The 24,248-nt window shown below is 71.5% G+C and carries 21 protein-coding genes; 2 read left to right on the top strand and 19 right to left on the bottom strand.

Translation table 11 applies throughout. The annotated features are described in order from the left end of the window. Positions 1-87 precede the first annotated feature (87 nt). The 11 genes from UWG_RS0101160 to UWG_RS0101110 form a co-directional block, all read right to left on the bottom strand. The gene (locus UWG_RS0101160) at positions 88-2,913 is read right to left on the bottom strand and encodes a DEAD/DEAH box helicase (protein WP_016905372.1); all 2,826 of its coding nucleotides are present in this window, start codon (positions 2,911-2,913) and stop codon (positions 88-90) included. Positions 2,914-2,984: 71 nt separating this feature from the next. After that, entirely contained in the window at positions 2,985-3,881 is an 897-nt protein-coding gene (locus UWG_RS0101155; protein WP_016905371.1) for a diacylglycerol kinase, read from the bottom strand. Between the two features lie 17 nt (positions 3,882-3,898). Further along, on the bottom strand, positions 3,899-4,891 hold the full coding sequence (gene tatC / locus UWG_RS0101150; RefSeq protein WP_016905370.1) for a twin-arginine translocase subunit TatC: 993 nt from the start codon (positions 4,889-4,891) through the stop codon (positions 3,899-3,901). Positions 4,892-4,930: 39 nt separating this feature from the next. After that, positions 4,931-5,227 (bottom strand): Sec-independent protein translocase subunit TatA, encoded by a 297-nt coding sequence (gene tatA / locus UWG_RS0101145; protein WP_029391064.1) that lies wholly within the window; start codon positions 5,225-5,227, stop codon positions 4,931-4,933. A 212-nt stretch (positions 5,228-5,439) separates the two neighbouring features. Further along, the gene (locus UWG_RS0101140; RefSeq protein WP_016905368.1) at positions 5,440-5,658 is read right to left on the bottom strand and encodes a hypothetical protein; all 219 of its coding nucleotides are present in this window, start codon (positions 5,656-5,658) and stop codon (positions 5,440-5,442) included. Between the two features lie 57 nt (positions 5,659-5,715). After that, on the bottom strand, positions 5,716-6,678 hold the full coding sequence (locus UWG_RS0101135) for a helix-turn-helix transcriptional regulator (RefSeq protein ID WP_016905367.1): 963 nt from the start codon (positions 6,676-6,678) through the stop codon (positions 5,716-5,718). 11 nt (positions 6,679-6,689) lie between these two features. Then, the gene (locus tag UWG_RS0101130) at positions 6,690-7,712 is read right to left on the bottom strand and encodes a helix-turn-helix transcriptional regulator (RefSeq protein ID WP_016905366.1); all 1,023 of its coding nucleotides are present in this window, start codon (positions 7,710-7,712) and stop codon (positions 6,690-6,692) included. Between the two features lie 277 nt (positions 7,713-7,989). Beyond that, positions 7,990-8,364: an FKBP-type peptidyl-prolyl cis-trans isomerase gene (locus UWG_RS0101125; protein WP_016905365.1), complete on the bottom strand. Its 375-nt coding sequence runs from the start codon at positions 8,362-8,364 to the stop codon at positions 7,990-7,992. 88 nt (positions 8,365-8,452) lie between these two features. Then, complete coding sequence (locus UWG_RS0101120) at positions 8,453-9,424, bottom strand: FKBP-type peptidyl-prolyl cis-trans isomerase (protein WP_016905364.1); 972 nt, start codon at positions 9,422-9,424, stop codon at positions 8,453-8,455. A gap of 168 nt (positions 9,425-9,592) precedes the next feature. Then, positions 9,593-10,954 (bottom strand): Pup--protein ligase, encoded by a 1,362-nt coding sequence (pafA, locus tag UWG_RS0101115; protein WP_016905363.1) that lies wholly within the window; start codon positions 10,952-10,954, stop codon positions 9,593-9,595. 63 nt (positions 10,955-11,017) lie between these two features. Then, a complete protein-coding gene (locus tag UWG_RS0101110; RefSeq protein ID WP_016905362.1) occupies positions 11,018-12,235 on the bottom strand; it encodes an MFS transporter in 1,218 nt (405 codons plus the stop codon). A gap of 119 nt (positions 12,236-12,354) precedes the next feature. On the opposite strand from UWG_RS0101110, the gene UWG_RS0101105 reads away from it, so the two are divergent. Next, the gene (locus UWG_RS0101105) at positions 12,355-13,416 is read left to right on the top strand and encodes a LacI family DNA-binding transcriptional regulator (protein WP_016905361.1); all 1,062 of its coding nucleotides are present in this window, start codon (positions 12,355-12,357) and stop codon (positions 13,414-13,416) included. Between the two features lie 94 nt (positions 13,417-13,510). Here UWG_RS0101105 and prcA read toward each other — a convergent pair whose 3' ends face one another. The 8 genes from prcA to UWG_RS0101065 all read right to left on the bottom strand — a co-directional run bounded on the left by prcA (position 13,511) and on the right by UWG_RS0101065 (position 23,064). After that, the gene (prcA, locus tag UWG_RS0101100) at positions 13,511-14,263 is read right to left on the bottom strand and encodes a proteasome subunit alpha (RefSeq protein WP_016905360.1); all 753 of its coding nucleotides are present in this window, start codon (positions 14,261-14,263) and stop codon (positions 13,511-13,513) included. A gap of 3 nt (positions 14,264-14,266) precedes the next feature. Continuing rightward, positions 14,267-15,112, bottom strand: a complete 846-nt coding sequence (prcB, locus tag UWG_RS29270) for a proteasome subunit beta (protein ID WP_050988487.1) — start codon at positions 15,110-15,112, stop codon at positions 14,267-14,269. Positions 15,113-15,421: 309 nt separating this feature from the next. Continuing rightward, positions 15,422-15,640, bottom strand: a complete 219-nt coding sequence (locus UWG_RS0101090) for a ubiquitin-like protein Pup (RefSeq protein ID WP_016905358.1) — start codon at positions 15,638-15,640, stop codon at positions 15,422-15,424. 220 nt (positions 15,641-15,860) lie between these two features. Then, the gene (dop, locus tag UWG_RS0101085) at positions 15,861-17,372 is read right to left on the bottom strand and encodes a depupylase/deamidase Dop (protein WP_078495566.1); all 1,512 of its coding nucleotides are present in this window, start codon (positions 17,370-17,372) and stop codon (positions 15,861-15,863) included. Between the two features lie 253 nt (positions 17,373-17,625). Continuing rightward, positions 17,626-19,392: a proteasome ATPase gene (arc, locus tag UWG_RS0101080; protein WP_016905356.1), complete on the bottom strand. Its 1,767-nt coding sequence runs from the start codon at positions 19,390-19,392 to the stop codon at positions 17,626-17,628. Positions 19,393-19,711: 319 nt separating this feature from the next. Further along, positions 19,712-20,251: a hypothetical protein gene (locus UWG_RS0101075; RefSeq protein ID WP_016905355.1), complete on the bottom strand. Its 540-nt coding sequence runs from the start codon at positions 20,249-20,251 to the stop codon at positions 19,712-19,714. Positions 20,252-20,443: 192 nt separating this feature from the next. Next, positions 20,444-21,337, bottom strand: a complete 894-nt coding sequence (locus UWG_RS0101070) for a tRNA (adenine-N1)-methyltransferase (protein WP_016905354.1) — start codon at positions 21,335-21,337, stop codon at positions 20,444-20,446. Between the two features lie 53 nt (positions 21,338-21,390). Further along, positions 21,391-23,064, bottom strand: coding sequence for a site-2 protease family protein (locus UWG_RS0101065; protein WP_016905353.1), 1,674 nt, complete (start codon positions 23,062-23,064; stop codon positions 21,391-21,393). 151 nt (positions 23,065-23,215) lie between these two features. Here UWG_RS0101065 and UWG_RS0101060 point away from each other — a divergent pair, with 151 nt between their 5' ends. Next, positions 23,216-24,151 (top strand): RecB family exonuclease, encoded by a 936-nt coding sequence (locus UWG_RS0101060; RefSeq protein WP_078495565.1) that lies wholly within the window; start codon positions 23,216-23,218, stop codon positions 24,149-24,151. Positions 24,152-24,248: the final 97 nt, after the last annotated feature.

Genomic DNA, 24,248 nt, shown 5'->3' with positions numbered 1-24,248 from the left:
GTTGCGGCGCACCGGCCCCGCGCGGCCGGCGGTGCGGTCGCAGCCGTGGAGTGCCGCGACGGCACCGCACGCCGACACCGCGCGGGTTCAGCCGACGCTCGTGTACGCCACGACCCCGCGCTTCATCGCGTCCATCGCCTTGCGCGCGTTGGTGCGCACCGTCCCGCCCTCCGGGGCGGCGACGGCGATCTGCCCCAGGACGTCGAGGACCTGCTTGCACCAGCGGACGAAGTCGCCCGCCGGCATCTCCGCCTCGCGCAGCACCTCGTCGAGGCCGTGGCCCTCGGCCCAGCGGTAGGCGGGCCAGGCGAAGCCGAGGTCCGGCTCGCGCTGGCCCACGCCCTCCGTGGCGTTGATGCGGTGCTCCTCCTCCAGCGCGTCGAGGCGTCCCCAGATCCGGACCATCTCGCCCAGCGCCGAACGGGCCCTGCCGCCCGGCAGCTTGGGCGGCATCGTGTCGTCGCCGCTGCGCGCCTCGAAGACGAGCGCCGAGATGCACGCGGCGAGCTCCGAGGGCGGAAGCCCCTCCCAGACGCCCTCGCGCAGGCACTCGGAGGCGAGGAGGTCGAGCTCGCCGTAGAGGCGGGCGAGGACCTTGCCGTCGTCGGTGACGTGGTCGCCTTCGAGGTAGTCGAGGTCGGAGAGGAGGGCGTAGACGCGGTCGAAGGTGCGCGCGATCGTGTTGGTGCGCCCCTCCACGCGTCGCTCCAACTGCCGGGTGTCCCGCTTCAGTCGGTGGTAGCGCTCCGCCCACCGTGCGTGGTCCTCGCGCTCCTCGCAGCCGTGGCAGGGGTGCTGGCGGATCTCCCGGCGCAGACGTGCGATCTCCTCGTCCTCGGCGGCCTCCGAGCGACGGCGCCGGTGGCGCGGGGGCGCGTAGTGGCCTGCCTTGGTGCGCAGGGCGGAGGCGAGGTCGCGCCGGGACTGCGGGCTGCGCGGGTTGAACGAGCGCGGGATGCGCATCCGCTCGAACGGCTCGACGGCGGCCGGGAAGTCGATCAACGCGAGCCGCTTCACCTGCCGTTGCGCGGTGAGGACGAGCGGACGCGGGCCCTCCGGGTGGTCGTCGTGGCCGCCCGCCCTGCGCCGGTGCCCAGGGCCCTGCTGCGAGCCGCCGGTACCCGGATCGAGGACGAGCGCGAGCCCGGCGAACTTCCCCGTGGGGACGTGGATGACGTCGCCCGGCTTCAGCTTCTCAAGCGACGCGGCTGCCTGCGCCCTGCGCTGTGCCGTGCCCTGCTTCGCCAGCTCCGTCTCGCGGTCCTTGAGCCGGCGGCGCAGCGCCGCGTATTCCCCGAAGTCACCGAGGTGGCACGTCATCGACGTGCGATAGCCCTCCAGCCCCTCCTCGTTGCGCTGGATCTGGCGCGAGATCCCGACCACCGAGCGGTCCGCCTGGAACTGCGCGAACGACGTCTCCAGCAGCTCGCGCGAGCGGTGGCGCCCGAACTGGCCGACGAGGTTCACCGCCATGTTGTACGACGGCTTGAACGAGGAGCGCAGCGGATAGGTGCGCGCTCCCGCGAGCCCGGCCACGACCCCCGGATCCATTCCGCGCTGCCAGAGCACCACCGCGTGCCCCTCGATGTCGATGCCCCGGCGCCCCGCACGCCCCGTAAGCTGCGTGTACTCGCCGGGCGTGATGTCGGCGTGCTGCTCGCCGTTCCACTTGACGAGCTTCTCCAACACCACGGAGCGCGCAGGCATGTTGATGCCGAGCGCGAGCGTCTCCGTGGCGAAGACCGCCTTCACGAGACCGCGGACGAAGAGCTCCTCGACGACCTCCTTGAAGGTGGGGAGCATCCCCGCGTGGTGTGCGGCTATGCCGCGCTCCAGCCCCTCCAGCCACTCGAAGTAGCCGAGGACGTGGAGGTCGGCGTCGGGGATGTCGGCCGTGCGCTCCTCGACGATCTGGCGGACACGGGCACGCCCGGCGTTGTCGTTGAGCCGCAGTCCTGCGGCGAGGCACTGCTGGACGGCCGCCTCGCAGCCGGCGCGGCTGAAGATGAAGGTGATCGCCGGGAGGAGGCCCTCGGCGTCGAGCCTGTCGATCACTTCCGGGCGGCTGGGCGTCCAGATCCGTGCACGCTGCCGCCGCTCCCGCTCCCGGTCGGCCTCGCGCTTGGGGCGGCCGCCGCGACGCCGGTCCCTGACGCTGGTGGGGCGGGTGTTCTCCATCCGCGCCATGCGCACCAGGTCGGGGTTGACCTCCTTCTTCTCCCCCTTCTCCTCGAAGAGGTCGTACATCCGCCGCCCCGCGAGCACGTGCTGCCACAGCGGGACCGGCCGGTGCTCGGAAACGATCACCTTTGTGTCACCGCGGACGGTGTCGAGCCAGTCGCCGAACTCCTCGGCGTTGGAGACGGTCGCGGAGAGCGAGACGAGCGTGACCGACTCGGGGAGGTGGATGATCACTTCCTCCCACACCGCGCCCCGGAAGCGGTCGGAGAGGTAGTGCACCTCGTCCATCACGACGTACCCGAGGCCGACGAGCGACTGCGAGCCCGCGTAGAGCATGTTCCGCAGCACCTCGGTCGTCATCACGACGATCGGGGCATCGGAGTTGACGCTGTTGTCCCCGGTGAGCAGACCGACCTTCTGCGCGCCGTACCGTTTCACGAGGTCGCCGTACTTCTGGTTGGAGAGCGCCTTGATCGGCGTCGTGTAGAAGCACTTGCGCCCCTGGGAGAGCGCCAGGTGGACGGCGAACTCGCCGACGATGGTCTTGCCCGAGCCGGTCGGCGCGGCGACGAGCACCCCGGAGCCGGCCTCGAGGGACTGGCAGGCCTCGATCTGGAAGCCGTCGAGGTCGAAGTCGTACAGGTCCTGGAAAGGAGCGAGAGCGGTGGCCTGCTCCGCCGCCCGCCTGCGCGCGGCGGCGTAACGCTCTGCTGGGGAGAGGTCGTCGGTCATCGTGCCTACGACCCTACCGGTCATGGCCCGGATAGCTCACGATCTTTACCGGGCCATGAGCCGGGACGTACTCAGGAAACGCTGGTCAACAGGCGTACGGCGGCCGGATACGACTCCGCTCTCAGGGGAAGCGGACCGAGTGGTTCCCCGTCCGCGTACCCGGTCACTCCGGGCGCCTCCAACGTGACACTGCGTGCGCGGTGGAGGGTGACGAGGGGATGGTCGAGATGAGTCCCGCGGTAGATGCGCGGGAAGGCCCGGAGGAGTGCCGTACGGCTGCACGCGCCGACGACGGCGACGTCGAAGAGGCCGTCCTCCATCGACGCCGCCGCGCATATCCGCATCCCGCCCCCGTACGACGGACCGTTGCCCACCGCCACGAGGGTCGCGCGGAGCTCCATGGGCGCGCCCCCGTCGAGCGTCAACCGGTAGTCGAAGGCGCGGAGCGCCGCCACCTCGGCGAGGACGGCGAGGTCGTAGCGGAGCTTGCCCTTGGGCCAACGCATGCGGTTGCCGCGGTCGTTGACCCTGGAGTCGAGTCCCGAGGCGAGCACCGAGCCGAACCAGCGGTCTCCGACACGCCCCAGGTCGAGCGGCCGGGTGCGGTCCTCCTTGAGTGCCTCGGCGACGACCCTGCCGGCTGCGGCGGGGTCGAGCACCGGGAGCCCGGTGGCCCGCGCGAAGTCGTTCCCCGTGCCGACGGCGACCATGCCCAGCGGCGTCCCCGTGCAGGCGACGGCCTGCAAGGCGAGCGACGCCATGCCGTCGCCGCCGACGGCGATCAGTGCGCCCGTGCCCTCGTCGACGGCCTTGTGGGCGAGGCTGAGCGCGTCATCGGCGTCGGTGCCGACGAGCATGCGGACGGAGAAACCCGCTGCGCGGAGCGCCTCGGCCGCGGCCCTGGCACCTTGCGCGCCGCGGCCGCGGCCGGCCACCGGGTTGACGAAGAGGGAGACGTCGCTGGTCACGAGCGGAGGTTAGCGGGTCAGGTGGCGTCGTCGTAACCGCCGGTTCCGCTGTCGTTGCCGTCGTCGCGGCGCCGCCTTCCCTGCTCGCCGCTCTGCTCGTCCTCGCTGAGTCGGCGCGGCGGGGGCACGGTGTCGGTGCCGATCGATTCGGGGCGGTGGTCGAGGCTCGATGCCTCGTCGTCGTCGAGGCCGGCGTACGGGTCGTTGTGCGCACGGCGCCTGTCGTTGAAGAAGCAGATGCCGACAGCGGCGAAGTAGAGCACGACGATCGGTGCCGCCAGCGCCAGCATGGTGAGCGGGTCGCCGGTCGGGGTGGCGACGGCCGAGAAGATCGTGATGCAGAGGACCATCACGCGCCACCAGCCGAGCAGCCGCTTGCCCGTGAGGATGCCGCCGAAGTTCAACATCACGAGCAGCAGCGGGAGTTCGAAAGCGAGACCGAAGACGATCACCAGCCGCGTGACGATGTCGAGGAAGTCGTCGAGCGGGATGAGGTTGCCCGTGCCCTCGGGGCTGAAGTCGAGCAGCGTGCGCGCGGCGGCGGGGAGCAGGATGTAGGCGAGGCAGGCGCCGCCCACGAAGAGCGGGACACCCGCGGCGACGAAGGAACGCGCGTACTTCTTCTCGCTCTTGTGCAGACCGGGCGCGAGGAAGCCCCAGAGCTGGTAGAGCCAGACCGGCGAGGCGGCGACGACACCGGTGGTGAGCGCCACCTTCAGCATGATGGTGAAGGGGGCGATCAGGCCGTTGATGGTGATCTCGGCGCAGGTCTCGCCGTCCTTCGCGGCCTCGCCGAAGCCCTCGGTGCAACCGACGGCGTCCCGGACCGGGCCCATGAGGAAGTCGGCGATCTGCTGGTAGAAGACCATCGCTACGATGGTGACGACGAGCACGGCCAGCACGGACTTCAGAAGCCGGTTGCGCAGCTCCCGCAGGTGGTCGGCGAGGGGCATGCGTCCCTCGGGGTCCTTGCGCTGGCTACTGCCCTGTTTCCGGGCGGACTTGAGCACCCCACGTCCTCGGTGTCGAAGTGTCGGAACGGGCCTGGATCAGTTCTTCTGCTGCTGCGTCTCGTTGACGGGGCGGGCGCTGGTGACGTCGCCGGGGGCGGCCTGAATGGTCCGGGGAGCGGCCTGCGTCTCGCTGTTCTGCGCCGGCTCGCTCTCCTCCGCGCTGCCGCCGCTGCTGCTGCCGCCCTCCTTCTTCATCTGCTTGGCCTCGCTCTTGAGAATCCGCGCCGACTTGCCGAGTGAACGCGCCATGTCGGGGAGCTTCTTGGCGCCGAACAGCAGCAGGATGACAACGAGGATCAGAACGATCTCCATGGGCTTCAAGTTGCCAATCATGTGCCACTACCTTCTCGCCGGGGAGGCGTGTGTCCGTGCCTGCCGAGTGATTCGGACGGGTGCGTCAGCTTTTCGTGCTCCGAGAGATCGTACCCCCGGGGTCTGAACGCAAGGCAATCCCCATGCGTCCTCCGCCTGGCGCACGCGACGGCCGCCGGCAGCTCGGCCGCTGCCCCGGCGGAGCCGCCCCCTCGACGGGTGACGCAGCGGGGCTACCGCCGTGTCGGGCCCTGCCCGCGTGCCTGGCCGGTGCGGGCGGCGAGAGGCTCCGCCGACCGCTCCAACTCCTCGGCCGCGACGGCGATCCGCTCGGCGCCGTCCCCGACCGCCTTCGAGAAGCGGCGCACCTCCAGCCCGACGCGGACGGCGAGGACACCGAGGACCGCGATACCGCAGAAGGCAAACGTGAGGAAGAACATGGGCCAGAGCATGCCCGCAGCCTAACGAAGCCGCTCGGCGAACCCGCCGGCCGCGCCCCCGGCGTCTGCTCACTCGCCGTATGCCGCGAGAGCCTCGCGCGACGCCGCACGCGCGCTCTCCGCGAGCTCGGGCGGCGAGAGGATGCGCCCGTCGGCGCCGAGCCGGAGGCCGAGCCGGCGGAGCGAGGCCGGATCGGGGGTCCGCAGCGTGATGCGGAGCCCGCCGTCGGGCAGCTCCTCGGCGCTGTCGTGCGGGTAGTACTCGGCGACCCAGCGCCCGCCGGGGCCGACCTCCACGACGACCTCCGGGTCGTCGGCGGCCGGCTGGACGAGCCCGGCGCTCAGATCGCGCGGCTCGACGCGCGGTGGTTCCGCAGCCTCGTCGAGGAGCCGTATCTCCGCGACGCGATCGAGGCGGAAGGTGCGCCGGTCCTCGGAGAGCCGGCACCACGCCTCCAGATAGGTGCGCCCGACGGTGAAGAGGCGGACGGGGTCGACCTCGCGCTCGGTCAACCGGTCGCGCGCCGGCGAGTAGTAGCGCAGCCAGACCCGTCGGCGCTCGGCGATCGCCCGGTCGAGGTCGGCGAAGACGCCGCCCTCCGACTCGAAGGTGACCGAGAGCCGGGAGCTCGCGCCTGCGCTCTCCCCCGCCGCGGCTTCCAGCTTCGCGGTCGCACGCCGGAGCGCCTCCCGGTCGCTCTCGCGCAGCCCCGGCAGGTTCGCCACGGCGCGCGCGGCGACGAGCAGGGCCGTCGCCTCGTCGGCCGCGAGGCGTAGCGGTTGCGCGGTGTCGGCGCCGAGCGCGTCGGCGTTGCGCCACCAGATGTGCTCACCGTCGGACTCGATCTCCAGGAGGTCCCCGCCGCGGAAGCTGGTGCCGCACATCGGCAGGACGTTGAGGTCGGAGATGAGCTCGTCCGCCGTGATGCCGAACGCGCGCGCGACCTCCTCGACGGCGGCGCCGGGCCGGTCACGGAGATAGGTGACGAGGGAGAGCATCCGCCGGGTCCGGTCGATGGCGTTGGTGGCCATGTCCGCTCCTCCTAGTCCTTCGCCACGGCGCGGAGCCGGTCGACGACCTCGGCGCGCAGCTCGTCGGGGCCGAGGACGACGACGTCCGGGCCGAACTCGACGAGCCAGGCGTCCATGCCGTGCCCGTACGGCAGCTCCAACTCGTCCCACTCGTCGTCTAGTCGGCGCTGGACGGTGGCCCGGGCGCGGAGCGGGTAGCCGCAGCCGCGCCGCAGCCTGATCCGCGCGCTCCCCGTCGCACTCTCCCCTGCCCAGTGCTCCACCGTGCCGCGGACGCTGACCTGCTCGGGCACCGGCGCGGTGAAGGCGCCGGCGCGCGACCGGACGGCGGAGGTGATCCGCGAGAGGCGGAAGACGCGCTGCTCTCCGCGGTCCCTGTCGAAGCCGGCGAGGTACCACTGGCCCCGCCAGCACTCCAGCTTCCAGGGCTCGACCAGCCGGCGCTCGGGGCGGGCCGCGTTGGACTTGCGGTACTCGAAGGCGACGGCACGACGGTCCCGGCAGGCGAGCATCAGCGGCTCGAACGCGGTCTCGCGTGCGGGGATGTGCGGCTCCAGCGAGCTGTACGGCTGCCGCTGCGCAGCTCCGCGGCCACTCGCACCGTCCGCGGGCGCCGGCATACCGCCGGCGGCGTGCAGCTTCTGGAGCGCGCCGCTCGCCGCGCCGGCGAGCCTGGCCTGCTGCCAGACGCGCGCCGCGAGTCCGAGCGCCGCCGCCTCCTCCGCGTCGAGCGCGACGGGCGGGAGGCGGTTGCTGTCACGGTGCGCGAGGTACCCCGTCTCCCCCTCGTCCGTCTCCGACGTCTCGATGACGAGACCGAGTTCGCGGAGGTCGTCCTTGTCCCGCTCGAACATCCGGTTGAAGGAGTCGTCGCCGCCGGCCTCCGCGCGCTGGCCGGGGAGGCGCCCGGAGGGGCCGAACGCTTCCAGGTACGCCTCGATGGAGTCGCGGAGCTCCCTTTTGGTGAGCGCGCGGCTGGCGCCGAGAAGGCACAGCGCGAGGTTCATCAGCCGCTCGGCCTTGGCGATCGCCATGGGTCCTGGGTGCCTCTCTCACGCTCTCGTGCTGTGGTTACGTACGCGGCCCGCTGCCGACTCGGAGGGGTCCCGGTCGAAGGTGGCGGTCTCCGCCCCGCCCCGCGGACCGCCTGCGACAGACTCCCGACCGTACCGCCCGCGGGAGGCCGGGAAAAGCCGAGGGCCCCGCCGAAGCGGGACCCTCGCGGCCGCGGTCACAAAGGGACCGCGGCATCGGAAGCGATCAGTCGGACCCGGACACTTACGGTCGGTCCCGGACCGATACAGCGGTCGCTCAGACCGCGATCAAGTCGCAGACGAAGATCAGCGACTCGTTGGGCTTGATCCGGCCGCCGCCCGCGCCCTGCTCGCCGTACGCGAGGTGCGGCGGGATGGTCAGCCGGCGCCGGCCTCCGACCTTCATGCCCTGGACCCCGCGGTCCCAGCCGGCGATGACCTGCCCGGCCCCGAGCTGGAACTGGAGCGGCTTGCCGCGGTTCCAACTGGCGTCGAACTCCTCACCGGTCGAGAAGGAGACCCCGACGTAGTGCACGGAGACGGTGTCCCCTGCCTTCGCCTCGGGCCCGTTGCCCTCCCACAGGTCCTGGATCTCCAGATCGCTGGGGACGGGGCCTTCGGGGAACTCGACCTCGGGCTTGTCGATGCTCACGGATTAGCTCCTACGTACGTAATCGGGGACAACCTCGCCAGTCTGCCACGGCGCGGGGGTCGGGCTCGCTCCGCGCCCGCCCCGCAGGTCAGTTGATGTCGAGGATGTCGACGGAGAAGACCACGCCGGACTTGAACTGCTTCTGCTGCTGCTTGGGGAACTCGCTGCCGGGGACGGAGAAGACGACGCGGCTGCCCGCCTTGGCGCCCTTGAGCCCCTCCTTCCAGCCGGGGATCTGGTCGAGCGCGATCTCCTGCGGACCGCCCTGCTCCCAGGTGTTGTCGAGCTGCTTGGAGTCCTTCCAGAGCTTCGCCGTGAAGTGCGCGAGGACCGTCTTCTTCTTGCCGACCTTCTCGCCGTCGCCCTCGACGACGGTCTGCTTCACGAGCTCGTCGGGACCCTCCTCCTTGCCCTTCGGCATCTCGATCTTCGGGGCCTTCCCCTTCTCCACCTTGCTGCTCACCACAGGCAGTTCGGAGTTGGGCTCCTCCTCGGAGGGCTTGCCGTCGATCTGGCTCGGCATGATCTTCTTCAGGTCGACGACGAAGACGAGCGTCGAGTTGGCCGGGATCGTCGGCGGCTGCCCCTGCTTGCCGTACGCCTTCGCCGGCGGAGCGATGATCTGGACGCGGCTGCCGATCTTCTGGCCGACGAGCGCCTCGTCCCAACCCTTGATCACCTTGCCGGTGCCGATCTCGAAGGTGGTCGGGTCACCGCGCTTCCAGCTGCTGTCGAACTCCTTGCCGTTCCAGAGCTGTCCGACGTAGTGGGCGTTGAGCGCATCGCCCTTCTGCACCTTCTCGCCCTTGCCCTGCTTGAGGACCTTCGACTCCAGCTTCTTCGGCGGATCGCCCTCCGCCTTCTTGATCTTCGGCTTCTGCTCCAGGGCACCGGTGACGACGGGGCGGGAGTTCTTGTCGTCGCCGGAACCGTCCTCGGTGCCGCAGGCGGCCGCGGCGAGCAGCAGCGGGAGCGCCAGCAGAGCGGTGGCGGAGCGGCGCACGGTCTGCCGTGCCGGACGGGATGCGCGGGGGGACTTGCCCCCGGAACGTTGCAGCATGAGTCCAACTCGCGGTGTGTAGGGGTGTGGGTCGGGCAGTCACGCCAGCCTACGACTCCACGCGCCCCTCGCGGACCACCGGCGACACGTTCGGCGCACCCGCACACGGGCACGCCCCGGGGGCACGGTCTCCGCGCTCCCCGGGGCGTGCCTCCGCGGCCGCCGCCCTCACATGCCGGCGATCAGCTTCTCCACCCGCTCGTCGACGGAGCGGAACGGGTCCTTGCACAGGACGGTGCGCTGTGCCTGGTCGTTGAGCTTGAGGTGGACCCAGTCGACGGTGAAGTCGCGCCGCTGCTCCTGGGCACGCCGGATGAAGTCGCCGCGCAACCGCGCCCGCGTCGTCTGCGGGGGCACGGACTTGCCCTCGAAGATCTTGACATCGTTGCAGATGCGCTTCGCCCTTCCGCTCCGCTCCAGCAGGTAGTACAGGCCGCGTCGGCGATGGATGTCGTGGTAGGCGAGATCTATCTGCGCGATCCGCGGATGCGACATCGTGATGTTGTTGCGTTCGCGGTAGCGCTCGATGAGCTGGTACTTCATCACCCAGTCGATCTCGGTGTTGATGCGGTCGAGCTCCTGGGTGCGGATCGCCTCCAGCGTGCGGCCCCACAGCTCCAGCACCTGTTCGACCAGGCCGCTGCGGATGCCGCGGCGCTCGCAGAAGTCGACGGCCTTCTCGTAGTACTCCTCCTGCACCTCCAGCGCGGAGGCTTCGCGTCCGCTGGCGAGGCGCACCTTGCGCTGCCCCGTGGTGTCGTGGCTGACCTCGCGGATCGCGCGGATCGGGTTCTCCAGAGTGAGGTCGCGCATCACGGTGCCCGCCTCGATCATGCGGAGCACCAGATCGGTCGCGCCGACCTTGAGCAGCATCGTCGTCTCGGACATGTTGGAGTCGCCGACGATCACGTGGAGCCTGCGGTAGCGCTCGGCGTCCGCGTGCGGCTCGTCCCTGGTGTTGATGATCGGGCGGGAGCGCGTCGTGGCCGAGCTGACGCCCTCCCAGATGTGCTCGGCACGCTGGCTGACGCAGTAGACGGCGCCGCGCGGCGTCTGGAGCACCTTGCCCGCGCCGCACATGAGTTGGCGGGTGACGAGGAAGGGGATGAGGACGTCGGCGAGCCGGGAGAACTCCCCGTGCCTGGCGACGAGGTAGTTCTCGTGGCAACCGTAGGAGTTGCCTGCCGAGTCGGTGTTGTTCTTGAAGAGGTAGACGTCGCCGGCGATCCCCTCCTCGTGGAGCCGGCGCTCGGCGTCGACCAGCAGCCCCTCGAGGATGCGCTCGCCGGACTTGTCGTGGGTGACCAACTCGGTCACGCTGTCGCACTCGGGAGTCGCGTACTCCGGGTGTGAGCCCACGTCCAGGTAGAGGCGGGCGCCGTTCCGCAGGAAGACGTTGCTGCTGCGGCCCCATGACACGACACGGCGGAAGAGGTACCGCGCCACTTCGTCGGGGGACAGCCGCCGCTGTCCCCGGAACGTACACGTGACGCCGTACTCGTTCTCCAGCCCGAAGATTCGGCGGTCCATGACTGAACATTACGCCCGAAGCCCTGATCTGAAACCGGGTTCGGGGCACCGTTGCGATCATTTTCAGCAGGCGGAGCGGGAAGCACCGGCGGAGCCCGACACGGCTTCGACGGGGGCGAGGACGCGCCGCGTCGCCGCGAGGACGAGGAAGGCGGCCACCCCTGCGGCCCCCGCCACGGCGAACCCCAGTGCGGCACCGCCGAGTTCGACGGCCGGCCCCGCGGCAGCGGTGCCGACCGCCGCCCCCACCCCGAACGTCGTCACGAGCCAGGAGAACGCCTCCGTGACGGTCCCCACCGGCGCGTGCCGGTCCACCACGACGAACGAGCAGGCGAGCGCCGGTGCGAGAAAGAGGCCCGCGACCCCCGCGAGGAGCGTCATGGCACCGACGCCGCCCGGCGTGAGCGCGAGCGGCAGGTACCCGGCGGCGAGCGCCACCGAGAGCCGCCGCAGCCGTACCTCGGGGGCGCCCGACCACTGCCGCGCCCCGTAGACGAGGCCGCCTAGGAGCGCACCGGCGCCGTTGGCGGCGAGCAGGTAGCTGGAGACGCGCTCGCTCCCCGCCTCGTCGGCGTAGGCCACCGCGTCCACCGCGATCGAGCCGAGCGCCAGGCCGACGAAGAAGAACGCACCGAGCAGCGCGAGCAGGCCCCGGGAGCGCAGGGCGCCGAGCCAGTGCGCCGTGCGCGGCGCCGAGCGCCAGGCGCGTGAGGGACGCGAGAGCACCACCGACAGGGCGCCGAGCACCCCGATCACGTTGATCACGAGCAGCGCGGCACCGGCGCTCCAGAATCCGACGAGAAGGGTGACGAGCAACGGACCGACCGTGAACATGACTTCCTGTGCCGCCGCGTCCAACGCGTAGGCGGCGTGCACCCGTTCGCCGCGTCCGAGGACGTCGGGCCAGAGCGCGCGCAGCCCGCCCTCCAGCGGCGGGGTGCAGACGCCTGCGATCAGCACGGCGAGGTGGGCGAGCACGACCGGCTCCACTCCCCCGACCGCGAGGAGGCACATGCCGCCGGCCGACACGACGGCTGCGGGGAGCATCACGACCGGCTGCCCGTAGAGGTCGACGAGCCGTCCGAGCGCCGGTTGTCCGACGGCCGTCGCGACGCCGTAGACGGCGGCGAGGGCGCCGGCGAGGCTGTAACTGCCGCCCTCGGAGCGGGCGAAGAGGACGATGGCGAGCGCCGCGGTGGCGTTGGGGAGCCGCCCCACGAGGGTGCCGGCGAGGAGTCGCGCGGCGTACCGCACCCGGAGCAGCTCCCAGTAGCCCGCCATCGCGCACTCCTTCCCACCGGGTCCCGACCCGACGTGATACGTATGAACAGAACCCGTCATACGTATCATCGACTCCAACTCCCGGTCCACCCGGTGGTGTTGTGTCGAAAGGAGGCCGCGTGCCGCAAGGTCAACCGGACGCCGCGCTCGGACGGGCCCGCCCCACCAGCAAAGACGTGGCGCAGGACGCCGGGGTCTCGCAGGCGACCGTCTCGCTCGTCCTCTCCGGCAAGGGCGAGGGCCGGATCTCCGCGAGCACCTCGGAGGCAGTGCGCCGGAGCGCGGCGCGGCTCGGCTACCGGCCCAACCTCGCCGCGCGCACCCTGCGCGCGGGCCGCACCAGGACGGGGATGCTCGTCGTACCCGCGCTCAACAGCGACTTCTTCGCCCGCGTCCACTTCGGCGCCGCGCGCGAGGCGGCCCGGCACGACTTCGGCCTGCTCCTGTACCCGACGCACTCGACACCGCCCGCGCCCGGCGCGACCGAGCCGGACACCGGCGGCCGCGTCCAGGACCCGCTCGGCTCCGCCGGCGCCGCGCTCGACGGCGTGATCGCGTCCTCGCTCACACCCGGCACCCTGCCGGCGCTGCGCAGCGGCACACCCGTCGTGATGCTCGACGACGATCCCGCGCTCACCGGCACCGCGGCCACCGTCAACCTCGACATCGCCGACGGGATGCGCCAGGCCGCCGAGCACCTCCTCGCCCTCGGGCACCGCAGGATCGGACACGTCGCAGCGGCGATCGACTCGTGGACGTTCCGGGTACGGGCGCGCGCGCTCGGGCGCACCCTCGCGGACGGCGGCGCCGCCCAACCGCCCACGGCGTCGGCACCGTTGAACGTCCCCGGCGGCCTCCGCGCGGCCACCGAACTCCTCACGTCCGACCCGCGCCCGACCGCGCTCGTCTGCGACGACGGCTTCCTCGCCGCCGGCGCCTCCAAGGCCGCCGGCCGCCTGGGTCTGCGCGTACCGCAGGACGTCTCGCTCACCGGCGTCGACGGCGTCACGCTCGCGACCGCGCTGGAGCCGGAGTTGACGACGGTGGACCTGCCGGCCGAGGAGTTCGGCGCCGCGGGGATGCGCGCGCTCCTCGACGTCGTCGACGGGCGCGCGCCCCGGCCCGGCGTGCTGCCGGTGTCACTCGCCGTCCGCGGGTCCACGGGGCCTGCACCCGACTGAACCGCTCCGAGCGGACGGCGGGCACGAACGCGGGGCGGGGCGGGCCCGTTCGGCCCGCCCCGCCCCGTGCGCCCTCAGCAGGGCGGGCGGAGGATCACTCCTCGGAGCCCTCCGCGCTGTCGGCCTCGTCGTCCGGGGAGGAGCCGTTCGCGCCTCCGAGGAGCCTGGCGACCTGCCCCGCCGCGACCCGCTTGAACTTGCGCTGCTGCGGGCGGGAGCGGTCGAGGAGGGCGACCTCCAACTGGTCGGCCGTCAGCTCGCGTTCGCCGCCGCTGCCGTCCCTGACGAGCCCCGCGACCGCGAGCTTCAGCGCCTCGCCGAGGGACATGTCCTCGCGGTAGTTCTGATCGAGGTGGCTCCCGATCTGGTCGGAGTTGCCGCCGACGGCGACGGAACCGTGCTCGTCGACGATCGAGCCGTCGTGCGGGAGGCGGTAGATCTGGTCCTCGGAGGAGTCGGCACCGACCTCGGCGACGATCAGCTCGACCTCGTACGGCTTCTCCGCGTTGGCCGAGAAGATGGTGCCCAGCGTCTGCGCGTAGACATTGGCGAGGCCCCTCGCCGTCACGTCGGTGCGGTCGTAGGTGTAGCCGCGCAGGTCCGCGTAGCGGACACCGCCGATTCTGAGGTTCTCGAACTCGTTGTACTTGCCGACCGCCGCGAAGGCGATCCGGTCGTAGATCTCGCTGACCTTGTGCAGCGCCCGCGAGGGGTTCTCGGCGACGAACACGATGCCGTCGGCGTACTGCAACACGACCACGCTGCGACCGCGCGCGATGCCCTTGCGGGCGTACTCGGCGCGGTCCGCCATGGCCTGCTGGGGTGAGACATAGAACGGCGTCGACACCGGCTATCCGTCCCTTCCTGTCCGTCTGTCGAAGTGGGCCTGGGAGATCGGGGCCTGCGGCCCGTCGGGAAGCTGGAGACGGTCCTCGTGCACGCGTCGCACGAGGCGGGAGACCTCGGACTGCTCCAGCCCGCGGTAGCCGTCCTCGGTGATCGCCGCAACCACCGGGGGGATCCGTCGGCTGGAGTCGGAGCCGTCCGCGGCGTCGCGGAGAGCCTGCACCGCAGCGGTCGCCGCCTGCTCCTCGCTGAGGTCCTCGCCGTGCAGCTTCTTCAACGAGCCGCGGGCGTGGACGGCGCCGGGGCCGACCGCCGCGAAACGGGCCTCGGAGCGCCCACCCGTCACGTCGTACGTGAAGAGGCGGGCCTTGCGGCGCTCCTTGTCCCAGCCGGCGAAGAGCGGGACGACCGCGAGGCCGTGGAACGCACCGGCGAGGTGCCCGCGGACCAGCGCGGCGAGGCGGTTCGCCTTGCCTTCCAGGGAGAGCCGGGAGCCCTCCGCCTTCTCGGAGTGCTCCAGCTCCGACCGGAAGAGCCGCACCACTTCCGCTGCGGGACCCGTCGCGCCCGGGATGCCGAGGCCGGAGTGCTCGTCGGCCGGGAAGACGTTCTCCAGGTTCTGTTGTGCGAGGACGCTGCCCGTCGTGGCCGGGCGGTCGCCGGCGAGCACGACGCCGCCGGGGAACGTCGCAGCGACGACGGTGGTGCCGTACGGGGCCTCCTCGGCGCCCTCGGAGGGCAACGGGCGGTCGCCCGGAAAACCCCCGTTCACCTGCGCAGAGGGCGAAGACGGGCCCGGCGTCAGGAAGGCCGCCGGCGCGCGCCCGGCGCTACGAGTTTCGGCTGCCACACGTTTCCTTCCTGGTGTACGACGGCCCGGTTCGCCGCTCCCCGGTCTCCATGTGCCCCGCGCGTACTCCCGGTTGGGGCGCGGTGCACGCCGGGACTCTACCCGCCCCGTGATCGCGAACCACGTGCTCCGGCGAACCGCGAGGCGGACGCAGACAGTAGCCGACCGCACGGTCCGTGCCGCGTCCCGGCACCGCAGGCGAGACTGCGTCCGGTGGGCGGACGGCGCACCGGCGGACCGGTGCGCCGTCGAGCGAAGTCCGCCCGCACCGGGGCCGGTTCGGCCGCTCGGCACCGTCGGGCACGGGTCCTACTCGCCGCCCTTCTGCACGAACGACCTGACGAAGTCCTCGGCGTTCTCCTCCAGGACGTCGTCGATCTCGTCGAGGACCGAGTCGACGTCGTCGGAGAGTGCCTCCTGGCGCTCCTTGAGGTCCTCGGACGCCTGCGCGTCCTGGGTTTCCTCCTCGGTCTCCTCGGTCTGCCGGGTGGACTTCTGCTGTCCGCCGCCGGTGTCCTTGGTCGCCATTTCCCTCACCCCGCTCGGTTCGGTTGTACGCGAGACGTACAAGATCAGACCCTACAAGCCGCGACTGACTTCGGCCCCTCGGTTGGTGCAACGTCCGGGGTCCCCCGCAGTGATTCCCCGCCTCATGGTGATTCCCCGAGAACGGCGACCGCGCACCTGGTGAGGGCGGGTTCGTGAACTCTCGGTGTCGGAAGAGGACCTCGATGCAGCCTGGGAACGGTTAGTTTCCGGACAGTACGCGCACAAGTTCGTCCGCCGTTCTGCATCGGTCGAGCAGATCCTTGACGTGTTCCCGCGTACCCCGCAGCGGCTCGAGGGTGGGGACGCGCTGCAGGGAGTCGCGGCCCTGGAGGTCGAAGATGACCGAGTCCCACGACGCCGCCGCGACGTCGTCCGCGTACTGCTCCAAGCAACGCCCGCGGAAGTACGCCCTGGTGTCCTCGGGCGGGCGCAGCACTGCCCTGTCCACGTCCTCCTCCGCGAGCAGCCGCTGCATCTTCCCGCGGTTGGCGAGCCGGTTGTAGAGACCCTTGTCGGCGCGGACGTCGGCGTACTGGAGGTCCACCAGGTGCAGGCGGGCCGCGTCCCAGCCGAGGCCGTCGCGGCGGCGGTAGCCCTCCAGGAGTTCGCGCTTGGCGACCCAGTCGAGCTCGCCGCTGAGGCTCATCGGGTCGTCCTCGAGGCGCGTCAGCACCGACTCCCAGCGGCTGAGGACGTCCTTCGTCTGCTCGTCGGCGTCCTGGCCCCAGCGTTCCTCGACGTACTTGCGGGCCAGCTCGCAGTACTCCATCTGAAGCTGGACGGCCGTGAGCCGGCGGCCGCTGCGGAGCGTGACGAGGTGTCCGAGGCCGGCGTCGTGCGACACCTCGTGGAGCGTGCGCACGGGCTGGTCGACGGCGAGGTCGACCGCGATGAAGCCGTCCTCGATCATCGAGAGGACGAGGGAGGTCGTGCCGAGCTTGAGATAGGTGGAGACCTCGGAGAGGTTGGCGTCGCCGACGATGACGTGGAGCCTGCGGTACTTCTCCGCGTCCGCGTGGGGCTCGTCCCTGGTGTTGATCAGCGGACGCTTCAGGGTGGTCTCCAGGCCCACCTCGACCTCGAAGTAGTCGGCGCGCTGGCTGAGTTGGAAGCCCTGCTCGGTGCCGTCCTGACCGATGCCGACGCGGCCGGCGCCGCAGACGACGGGCCGGGAGACGAAGAACGGCGTCAGGTGGCGGACGATGTCGGAGAACGGGGTCTCCCGCTTCATCAGGTAGTTCTCGTGGGTGCCGTAGGAGGCGCCCTTGTTGTCGGTGTTGTTCTTGTACAGGTGGATGGGCTGCGTGCCCGGCACCTCGGCGGCGCGCAGCGCGGCCTCCGCCATCACGCGCTCCCCGGCCTTGTCCCAGAGCACGGCGTCCCTGGGGTTGGTGACCTCGGGGGCGCTGTACTCCGGGTGCGCGTGGTCGACGTAGAGGCGGGCGCCGTTGGTGAGAATGACGTTGGCGAGGCCGATGTCCTCGTCGGTGAGCTGGCTGGCGTCAGCGGTCTCGCGCGCGAGGTCGAAGCCGCGCGCGTCACGCAGCGGGTTCTCCTCCTCGAAATCCCAACGTGCGCGGCGCGCCCGCTGCATCGCGGCCGCGTAGGCGTTGACGACCTGCGAGGAGGTGAGCATGGCGTTCGCGTTGGGGTGACCCGGAACGGAGATCCCGTACTCGGTCTCGATGCCCATTACCCGCCGTACGGTCATCGCATTCTCCTTGCGTGGATACACGGCTCTGTCAACGCGCATTGCCAAGGTACTGCCCGGCACCGACATGCCCGCGGCGTGCTCCGGGCGCCGCATACGGCGGCGAGTCCGACGAGACTACCCCCGGGGCGCGCGCCGGGGAGCCCACCTGCGGCATCCGTCCGCCGGGGCAGCCGGCGCCGCGCCACCAGGCGCCAGGGCCCCGCCTGGTGGGCGGGGCCCTGGGCCGCGGCGTCGGTGGGGGCGGTGCCTGCTAGAGGTACTGGCCCGTGTTGGCGACCGTGTCGATCGAGCGACCGGTGTCCGCACCCTGCTTGCCGGTGACGAGGGTGCGGATGTAGACGATCCGCTCGCCCTTCTTGCCGGAGATGCGGGCCCAGTCGTCGGGGTTGGTGGTGTTGGGGAGGTCCTCGTTCTCCTTGAACTCGTCGACGCAGGCGGCGAGGAGGTGGGAGACGCGCAGGCCCTTCTGGTTGTGGTCGAGGTACGCCTTGATCGCCATCTTCTTCGCCCGGCCGACGATGTTCTCGATCATGGCGCCGGAGTTGAAGTCCTTGAAGTACAGGACCTCCTTGTCCCCGTTGGCGTACGTGACCTCCAGGAAGCGGTTCTCCTCGGACTCCGCGTACATCTGCTCGACGACGGACTGGATCATCGCCGCGCAGGCCGCCTCGACGTTCCCGCCGTGCTCCGCGACGTCGTCGGCGTGCAGCGGCAGGTTCGCCGTGAGGTACTTGGAGAAGATGTCCTTCGCCGCCTCGGCGTCCGGGCGCTCGATCTTGATCTTCACGTCGAGGCGCCCGGGCCTCAGGATCGCCGGGTCGATCATGTCCTCGCGGTTCGAGGCGCCGATGACGATGACGTTCTCCAGGCCCTCCACGCCGTCGATCTCGGAGAGCAGCTGCGGCACGATGGTGTTCTCCACGTCCGAGCTGACTCCGGAGCCGCGGGTGCGGAAGAGGGAGTCCATCTCGTCGAAGAAGACGATGACGGGCGTCCCCTCGCTGGCCTTCTCGCGCGCCCGCTGGAAGACGAGGCGGATGTGCCGCTCGGTCTCGCCGACGTACTTGTTGAGCAGCTCGGGGCCCTTGATATTGAGGAAGTAGCTCTTCCCCTGCGGCTTGCCCGTGACCTCGGCGACCTTCTTGGCAAGCGAGTTGGCGACCGCCTTCGCGATGAGCGTCTTTCCGCAGCCGGGCGGGCCGTAGAGCAGCACGCCCTTGGGCGGCCGGAGTTCGTGCTCCTTGAAGAGGTCCGGGTAGAGGTAGGGGAGTTCGACGGCGTCGCGGATCGCCTCGATCTGACCGCCTAGGCCGCCGATCTTGTTGTAATCGATATCGGGGACTTCTTCGAGGACGAGCTCCTCGACCTCGCTCTTGGGGACGACCTCGAAGACGTAGCCGGAACGCGGTTCGAGCAGCAGCGCGTCCCCCGCGCGCAGGGTGCTGCTGAGCAACGGCTCGGCGAGGCGCACGACGCGCTCCTCGTCGGTGTGGCCGACGACGAGTGCCCGCTCGCCGTCCTCCAGGACCTCCTTGAGGGTCACGATGTCGCCGGCCGTCTCGAACTCCATGGCCTCGACCACGTTGAGCGCCTCGTTGAGCATGAGCTCCTGGCCGCGGCGGAGTTCGTCGAGTTCGACGTTGGGGCTGACGTTCACCCTGAGCTTGCGGCCCCCGGTGAAGATGTCGGCGGTGCCGTCCTCGTTGGGCTTGAGGAAGACGCCGAACCCGGCGGGGGGCTGAGCGAGGCGGTCGACCTCCTCCTTGAGCGCCACGATCTGGTCGCGGGCTTCGCGCAGTGTGTTGGAGAGCCGTTCGTTCTGCGCGGAGACCCCGGCCAAGTTGGTCTGGAGCTCGACGATCCGTTCTTCGAGAACCCGGGTGTGCCGCGGAGAGTCGGCGAGCTTCCGGCGCAGGACGGCGATTTCCTGCTCTAGCTGGGCAACCTGGCCTTCCGGGTCCTCTGAACCCCGACCGGCCTTGATGCCGCGGTTGATGTCGTCGTCGTGGGCTGCCACGGTCCTCACCTCCTCCAGGGGGAGCTGGACGCTTCGACCCTACCTGGGCCGGTGCGGGTTGAAACCCCTAGATCACAAAGACGTAAGGGGAGTGTCCGATCTTCACCCTTGCGCGCTCCCTCCCGTCTGGGGGATACCCACGAGTTCCGGTCCGAAAGCGGCCCGCCTTGTGCTTGCACACCCCAATACCCTTACGGGGGTGCGAATTCCGACCTCCGGCCCGAGAGGGAGGACGCGGCAGACACCGCCGCCCCGCTCCGTCGCCGCCGTCCGCATGCTCGACGCCCGTACACCGCAGGGGTCTTGCACCCGACCGCCCTCAGGCGGCGCCCGCGACCGGCCCCGGCACCAGCACGAACCGTCCGTCGCGCCACTCCCAACGCACCTTGCGCTGCTTGTCGGGGCAGCACCTCGGGACGTCGGACGAGGAGTAGCCGAGGAGCGTCGCGGAGATTGCGTGCGGGGTGACCTTCAACCCCTGCACGCTCATGCCCTCGCTCGCCGGAACGAGTGTGGCGACGACCTCGGGCCGCTCGTCCTCCGCTGCGGGCGCGAGGACGAAGACCGCGCTGGGCGGCGTCCCGCCCGCCGAGCCGCACCGTGCGACCGCCACGGCCTCCGCGCGCCCGTCCCCGTCGAAGTCGGCCGAACCGCTCGCCAGCACCTCCGCCTCGTCGGCACCGCAGTCGAGCGGGTAGCTGGCCGCCTCGGGGGCGGGGCCGCGGGCCGCCTCGCCCGACGGGTTCGCCGTGGCGCCGGACGGTTGGAGGAGGGCCGTACCGCCGAGGAGGGCGGCGAGCGCGAGGGCGGTGGCGGCCCAGTGGGCCGTGCGGGAACGGGTGTGCGGCAGTGCTGTCACGCGGGGCGACTCCTGGGCGTGCTCGAACGCGCCGGCGCATCGGCGCGGAGGGCTGGCGGGTGCCAGCATGGTGCCATACGTCACACCGTGGCGGAACGGCGGGCCCCCGGTCTCCGCGTCTCCTCAACGCAGCGGCCCCGCAGCGGAGTTCCTCGTCGGAACGGTGCTGCGGGGCCGGTCGGTCGTGCGGGGTCAGCGGGAGGTGCTGCCGGGGCCCTTGTAGTCCTCGCCGTACGCGCCCTTGGACGGGCGGCGGCGGCGCAGCGGCGGCTCGACGCCGTCGGCGAGGCGGCGGGCGGTGAGCAGGAACCCGGTGTGTCCGATCATGCGGTGGTCGGGACGGACGGCGAGGCCCTCGACGTGCCAGTTGCGGAGCATCGTCTCCCACGCCTGCGGCTCGTTGAAGGTGCCGTGCTCGCGGATCGACTCGACCATGCGCGCGAGCTGGGTCGTCGTGGCGACGTAGCAGCAGACGATGCCGCCGGGCACGAGCGCCTTGGAGACGGCGTCGAGGCACTCCCAGGGGGCGAGCATGTCGAGGATGACGCGGTCGACCTCGGTGTCCGAGAGGTTGTCCTGGAGATCGCCGACGGTGAGCGTCCACGCCGGGTGCGGGCTGCCGAAGTACCGCTCGACGTTCTGCCGGGCGATCCCGGCGAAGTCCTCGCGACGCTCGTACGAGTGGAGCATGCCCTGGTCGCCGATGGCGCGCAGCAGGAACGCGCTGAGCGAACCGGAACCGACGCCTGCCTCGACGACGCGGGCGCCGGGGAAGATGTCGGCCATCGCCAGCACCTGCCCCGCGTCCTTGGGGTAGACGACGGCCGCTCCGCGCGGCATGGACAGGACGTAGTCGGGGAGCAGGGGGCGCAACGCCAGGTAGGCGACGTTGCCCGTGGTGCGGACGACGCTGCCCTCGGGCGCACCGATCAACTCGTCGTGCGGGAAGGCTCCCTTGTGGGTGTGGAAGCTCTTCCCCTCTTCGAGGGTGATCGTGTAGTGGCGGCCCTTGGGGTCGGTGAGCTGGACCTGGTCCCCGACCTGGAAGGGCCCGCGACGGCGGGCGGCACCGGTCGGTTCGGACATGCGGACACACTAACGGGTCGTCGGAGCTGCTCCGCGCGGAGGGCCGGCCCCGGTCAGGAAGGATGCTTCGCCATCGCCTTGACGAAGGCGCGCTCCACGTCGCCGGTCGAGAGGACGCCGTAGATCGCGCCCGTCTCCTCGACGACGAGGTACTCGGTGGCCGGCGTCGTGCGCAGGTACTCCAGCAGCTCGTCGCCGGCGAGCTCCACCGGCACCCGCATCCCCTCCTTGAGGTCCTGCGCCAGAGTGCTCACCGCGACCCACGGCCGCCGGTGCTCCGGCACCCCGACGATCGCGGACTCCCGTACGAGCGAGAGCGGCTCGCCCCTGCCGCCCACGACGACGAGCGCCCTGGCGCCCGCGTCGTTGGCACGCCTGAGCGCCTCGGAGAGCGGGGTGTCGCCGGAGACGGGGACGGCCCGGCGCGTCAGCGCGCGGGCGCTCAACTCCGGGAGCCGCTCGCGGAGTCGCGCCATCCGGAGGCTGTTGCCCGCACCCGTCCAGATGATCGCGGCGAGGATCGCGGCGAGGAGGGCGTCGGTGAGCGTCGAGACACCGCCCATGCCCTCCGTGCCGGCGCGGGACCGGGTGGCGAGCGGCAGCCCGACGAGCACGGCGAGCGCGAGCACCCGGCCCGTCCACACCGCGGCGACGGTGCCGGTCATCGGCCGGCCGCTCAGCTTCCACACGACGGCGCGCAGCATCCGCCCGCCGTCGAGCGGCAGCCCCGGAAGGAGGTTGAAGACGGCGACGATCAGGTTGGAGAGCATCAGGGCCGCGAGGATCACACCGGGCACGGTGCCGGCCTCGACCCCCTGCATCCCGCCGTAGAAGACGGCGGCGAGGACGAGGGAGAGCAGCGGCCCGACGAAGGCGAGGACGAACTCCCTGCCCGGCGTCTCCGCCTCCTTCTCGATCTCCGAGACGCCGCCGAAGAACTGGAGCTGGATACGGCGCACCGGCAGCCGGAAGCGGAGCGCGGCGACGGTGTGCGCCAGCTCGTGGACGAGTACGGAGGCGTAGAAGGCGACCGCGAAGAAGAGGGCGATGAGGTAGCGCTCGATGCCCAAGTGGGGCAGGACGCGGTCGAGTTGCCCGCCGAAGACCCAGGTGATGAGCGCGGCGACGAGGAACCAGCTCGGTGCCACGTACACGGGGACGCCGAAGGGCCGCCCCATGAGGAGGCCGCCGCCGCGGGGGCGTGCGGCCGCGCCCTTCGTCTCGCCCGGACGGCCGGTGCCGGGCCGGCCCGCGGCGGGGAGGCCGGGGGGCGTGGGGCCGGACTCGCCCGTGGGGCCCTCGCTGCCGGAGGCTTCGCCCGGGCGGGGGCGCTCCTCCGGTTCCGTGGGCTCGAGAGGTGTCGACTCCGCGTCGGGGCGCGGCTGTTCGGGCGAGGGGTGTTCGTCCGCTCCGGTCGGCTGCGGGGCGTCCGCGGGTTCGTCCTCGGGCGCCGACGGACGGTCGGGCGACGGTTCGCCCGAGGGCTCCCGCTCGCCGGCGTCCGCGTCCGTGACGGGGCTTCGGGTGCCTTCGGGCTCTTCGCCGGCGGACGGGCGCTCGGCGTCCGTCTCCTGTTCGCCCGCGTCGGTTTCGCCGAGGGCGGGCGCCGGCTCCTCCGTGCCGCCGGGCGACGCAGGCGGCGCGGTACGCCGGGGCGTGCCGCACTCGCCGTCCGTGCCCTCGGGGCCGCCGGCCCGCGGTTTCCCGCCGCTGTCCGTGTCCGCCACGGGTTCCCCTCTGCCGCTTGCCTGGTGTCCCCCGCCCGCCTGCACGGTCGCACGCGGTGGAGGTGTGGTGATCATGCAGGGTGAGCGCTGCTGCCGTCCGAGGACGATGGTATGTGCCCGGTGTCGGTGACGGGGCTTAGGGTCGTTGCCCATGAACACCGGTGCCTCCTCCCCCTCCCCCGCGGACGCCCGCCGTCCGGCCCCGCCGAACGGCCTTTCCCCTTCTCGCGCCGGTGACTTCATGCAGTGCCCGCTGCTCTACCGCTTCCGGGTGATCGACAAACTGCCCGAGGAGCCGTCCGCCGCGGCCACCCGCGGCACCGTCGTCCATTCGGTCCTGGAACGCCTCTTCGACGCGCCGGCGGCTGAGCGCAGCATCGAGCGGGCACGGTCGATGGTCGGACCGGAGTGGGAGAAGCTGCTCGCCAAACGGCCCGAGCTCGCCCGGTTGTTCGCGCCCGAACCGCCCGCCGGGCCGCCGGAGCCGGAGGACGCGCAGAGCCCCGCGCTCGACGCCGCGCAGCTCGCCGAGTGGCTCGCGGAGGTCGAGGCACTCGTCGAGCGCTGGTTCGAACTGGAGGACCCGACCCGCCTGGAGCCCGCCGAACGCGAGCTCTTCGTGCAGACGACGCTCTCCTCGGGGCTGCGCCTGCGGGGCGTGATCGACCGGGTCGACGTCGCCCCCACCGGCGAAGTCCGCGTCGTCGACTACAAGACGGGCAAGGCTCCCCGTCCGGAGTACGCCGAAGGACCGCTCTTTCAGATGAAGTTCTACGCGCTCGTGCTCTGGCGCCTCCGCGGAGTCGTCCCCCGGCGCCTGCAACTCGTCTTCCTCGGCAGCGGGGACGTCCTCACCTGGGATCCCGAGGAGTCCGAGCTCCTCGCCGTCGAGCGCAAGCTCCACGCACTGTGGGACGCGATCACCCGCGCCACCGAGACCGGTGACTGGCGCCCGAGACCCAGCAAGCTCTGCAACTGGTGCGACCACCGCTCCCGCTGCCCCGAGTTCGGCGGCATCCCGCCCGAGTACCCGTTGACGATCCAGCCCCGCCTCCCCCTGCCCCGCGAGGCCGAGGAATCGGCCTGAGCGTTCGACCGCTGCCCGGGAGCCCGGCGGTGTACGCACCGCGGGTTGGGTGAGAATGGGAACGCCCGCCGCCTGCCGCCCCCTTGGAGGAGATCCC

The organism is Streptomyces xiaopingdaonensis, assembly GCF_000262345.1.
Classification (GTDB): domain Bacteria; phylum Actinomycetota; class Actinomycetes; order Streptomycetales; family Streptomycetaceae; genus Streptomyces; species Streptomyces xiaopingdaonensis.
Note: the sequence above shows the minus strand (reverse complement) of the source record. Positions and strands in the feature narration are given on the sequence as shown.

Excerpts from the sequence above, each read along its gene's own strand:
- UWG_RS0101160 (WP_016905372.1), bottom strand. The coding sequence starts at position 2,913 with ATGACCGACGACCTCTCCCCAGCAGAGCGTTACGCCGCCGCGCGCAGG.
- tatA (WP_029391064.1), bottom strand. The coding sequence starts at position 5,227 with ATGATTGGCAACTTGAAGCCCATGGAGATCGTTCTGATCCTCGTTGTC.
- UWG_RS0101140 (WP_016905368.1), bottom strand. The coding sequence starts at position 5,658 with ATGCTCTGGCCCATGTTCTTCCTCACGTTTGCCTTCTGCGGTATCGCG.
- UWG_RS0101135 (WP_016905367.1), bottom strand. The coding sequence starts at position 6,678 with ATGGCCACCAACGCCATCGACCGGACCCGGCGGATGCTCTCCCTCGTC.
- UWG_RS0101130 (WP_016905366.1), bottom strand. The coding sequence starts at position 7,712 with ATGGCGATCGCCAAGGCCGAGCGGCTGATGAACCTCGCGCTGTGCCTT.
- UWG_RS0101120 (WP_016905364.1), bottom strand. The coding sequence starts at position 9,424 with ATGCTGCAACGTTCCGGGGGCAAGTCCCCCCGCGCATCCCGTCCGGCA.
- pafA (WP_016905363.1), bottom strand. The coding sequence starts at position 10,954 with ATGGACCGCCGAATCTTCGGGCTGGAGAACGAGTACGGCGTCACGTGT.
- UWG_RS0101110 (WP_016905362.1), bottom strand. The coding sequence starts at position 12,235 with ATGGCGGGCTACTGGGAGCTGCTCCGGGTGCGGTACGCCGCGCGACTC.
- UWG_RS0101090 (WP_016905358.1), bottom strand. The coding sequence starts at position 15,640 with ATGGCGACCAAGGACACCGGCGGCGGACAGCAGAAGTCCACCCGGCAG.
- dop (WP_078495566.1), bottom strand. The coding sequence starts at position 17,372 with ATGACCGTACGGCGGGTAATGGGCATCGAGACCGAGTACGGGATCTCC.
- UWG_RS0101070 (WP_016905354.1), bottom strand. The coding sequence starts at position 21,337 with ATGTCCGAACCGACCGGTGCCGCCCGCCGTCGCGGGCCCTTCCAGGTC.
- UWG_RS0101060 (WP_078495565.1), top strand. The coding sequence starts at position 23,216 with ATGAACACCGGTGCCTCCTCCCCCTCCCCCGCGGACGCCCGCCGTCCG.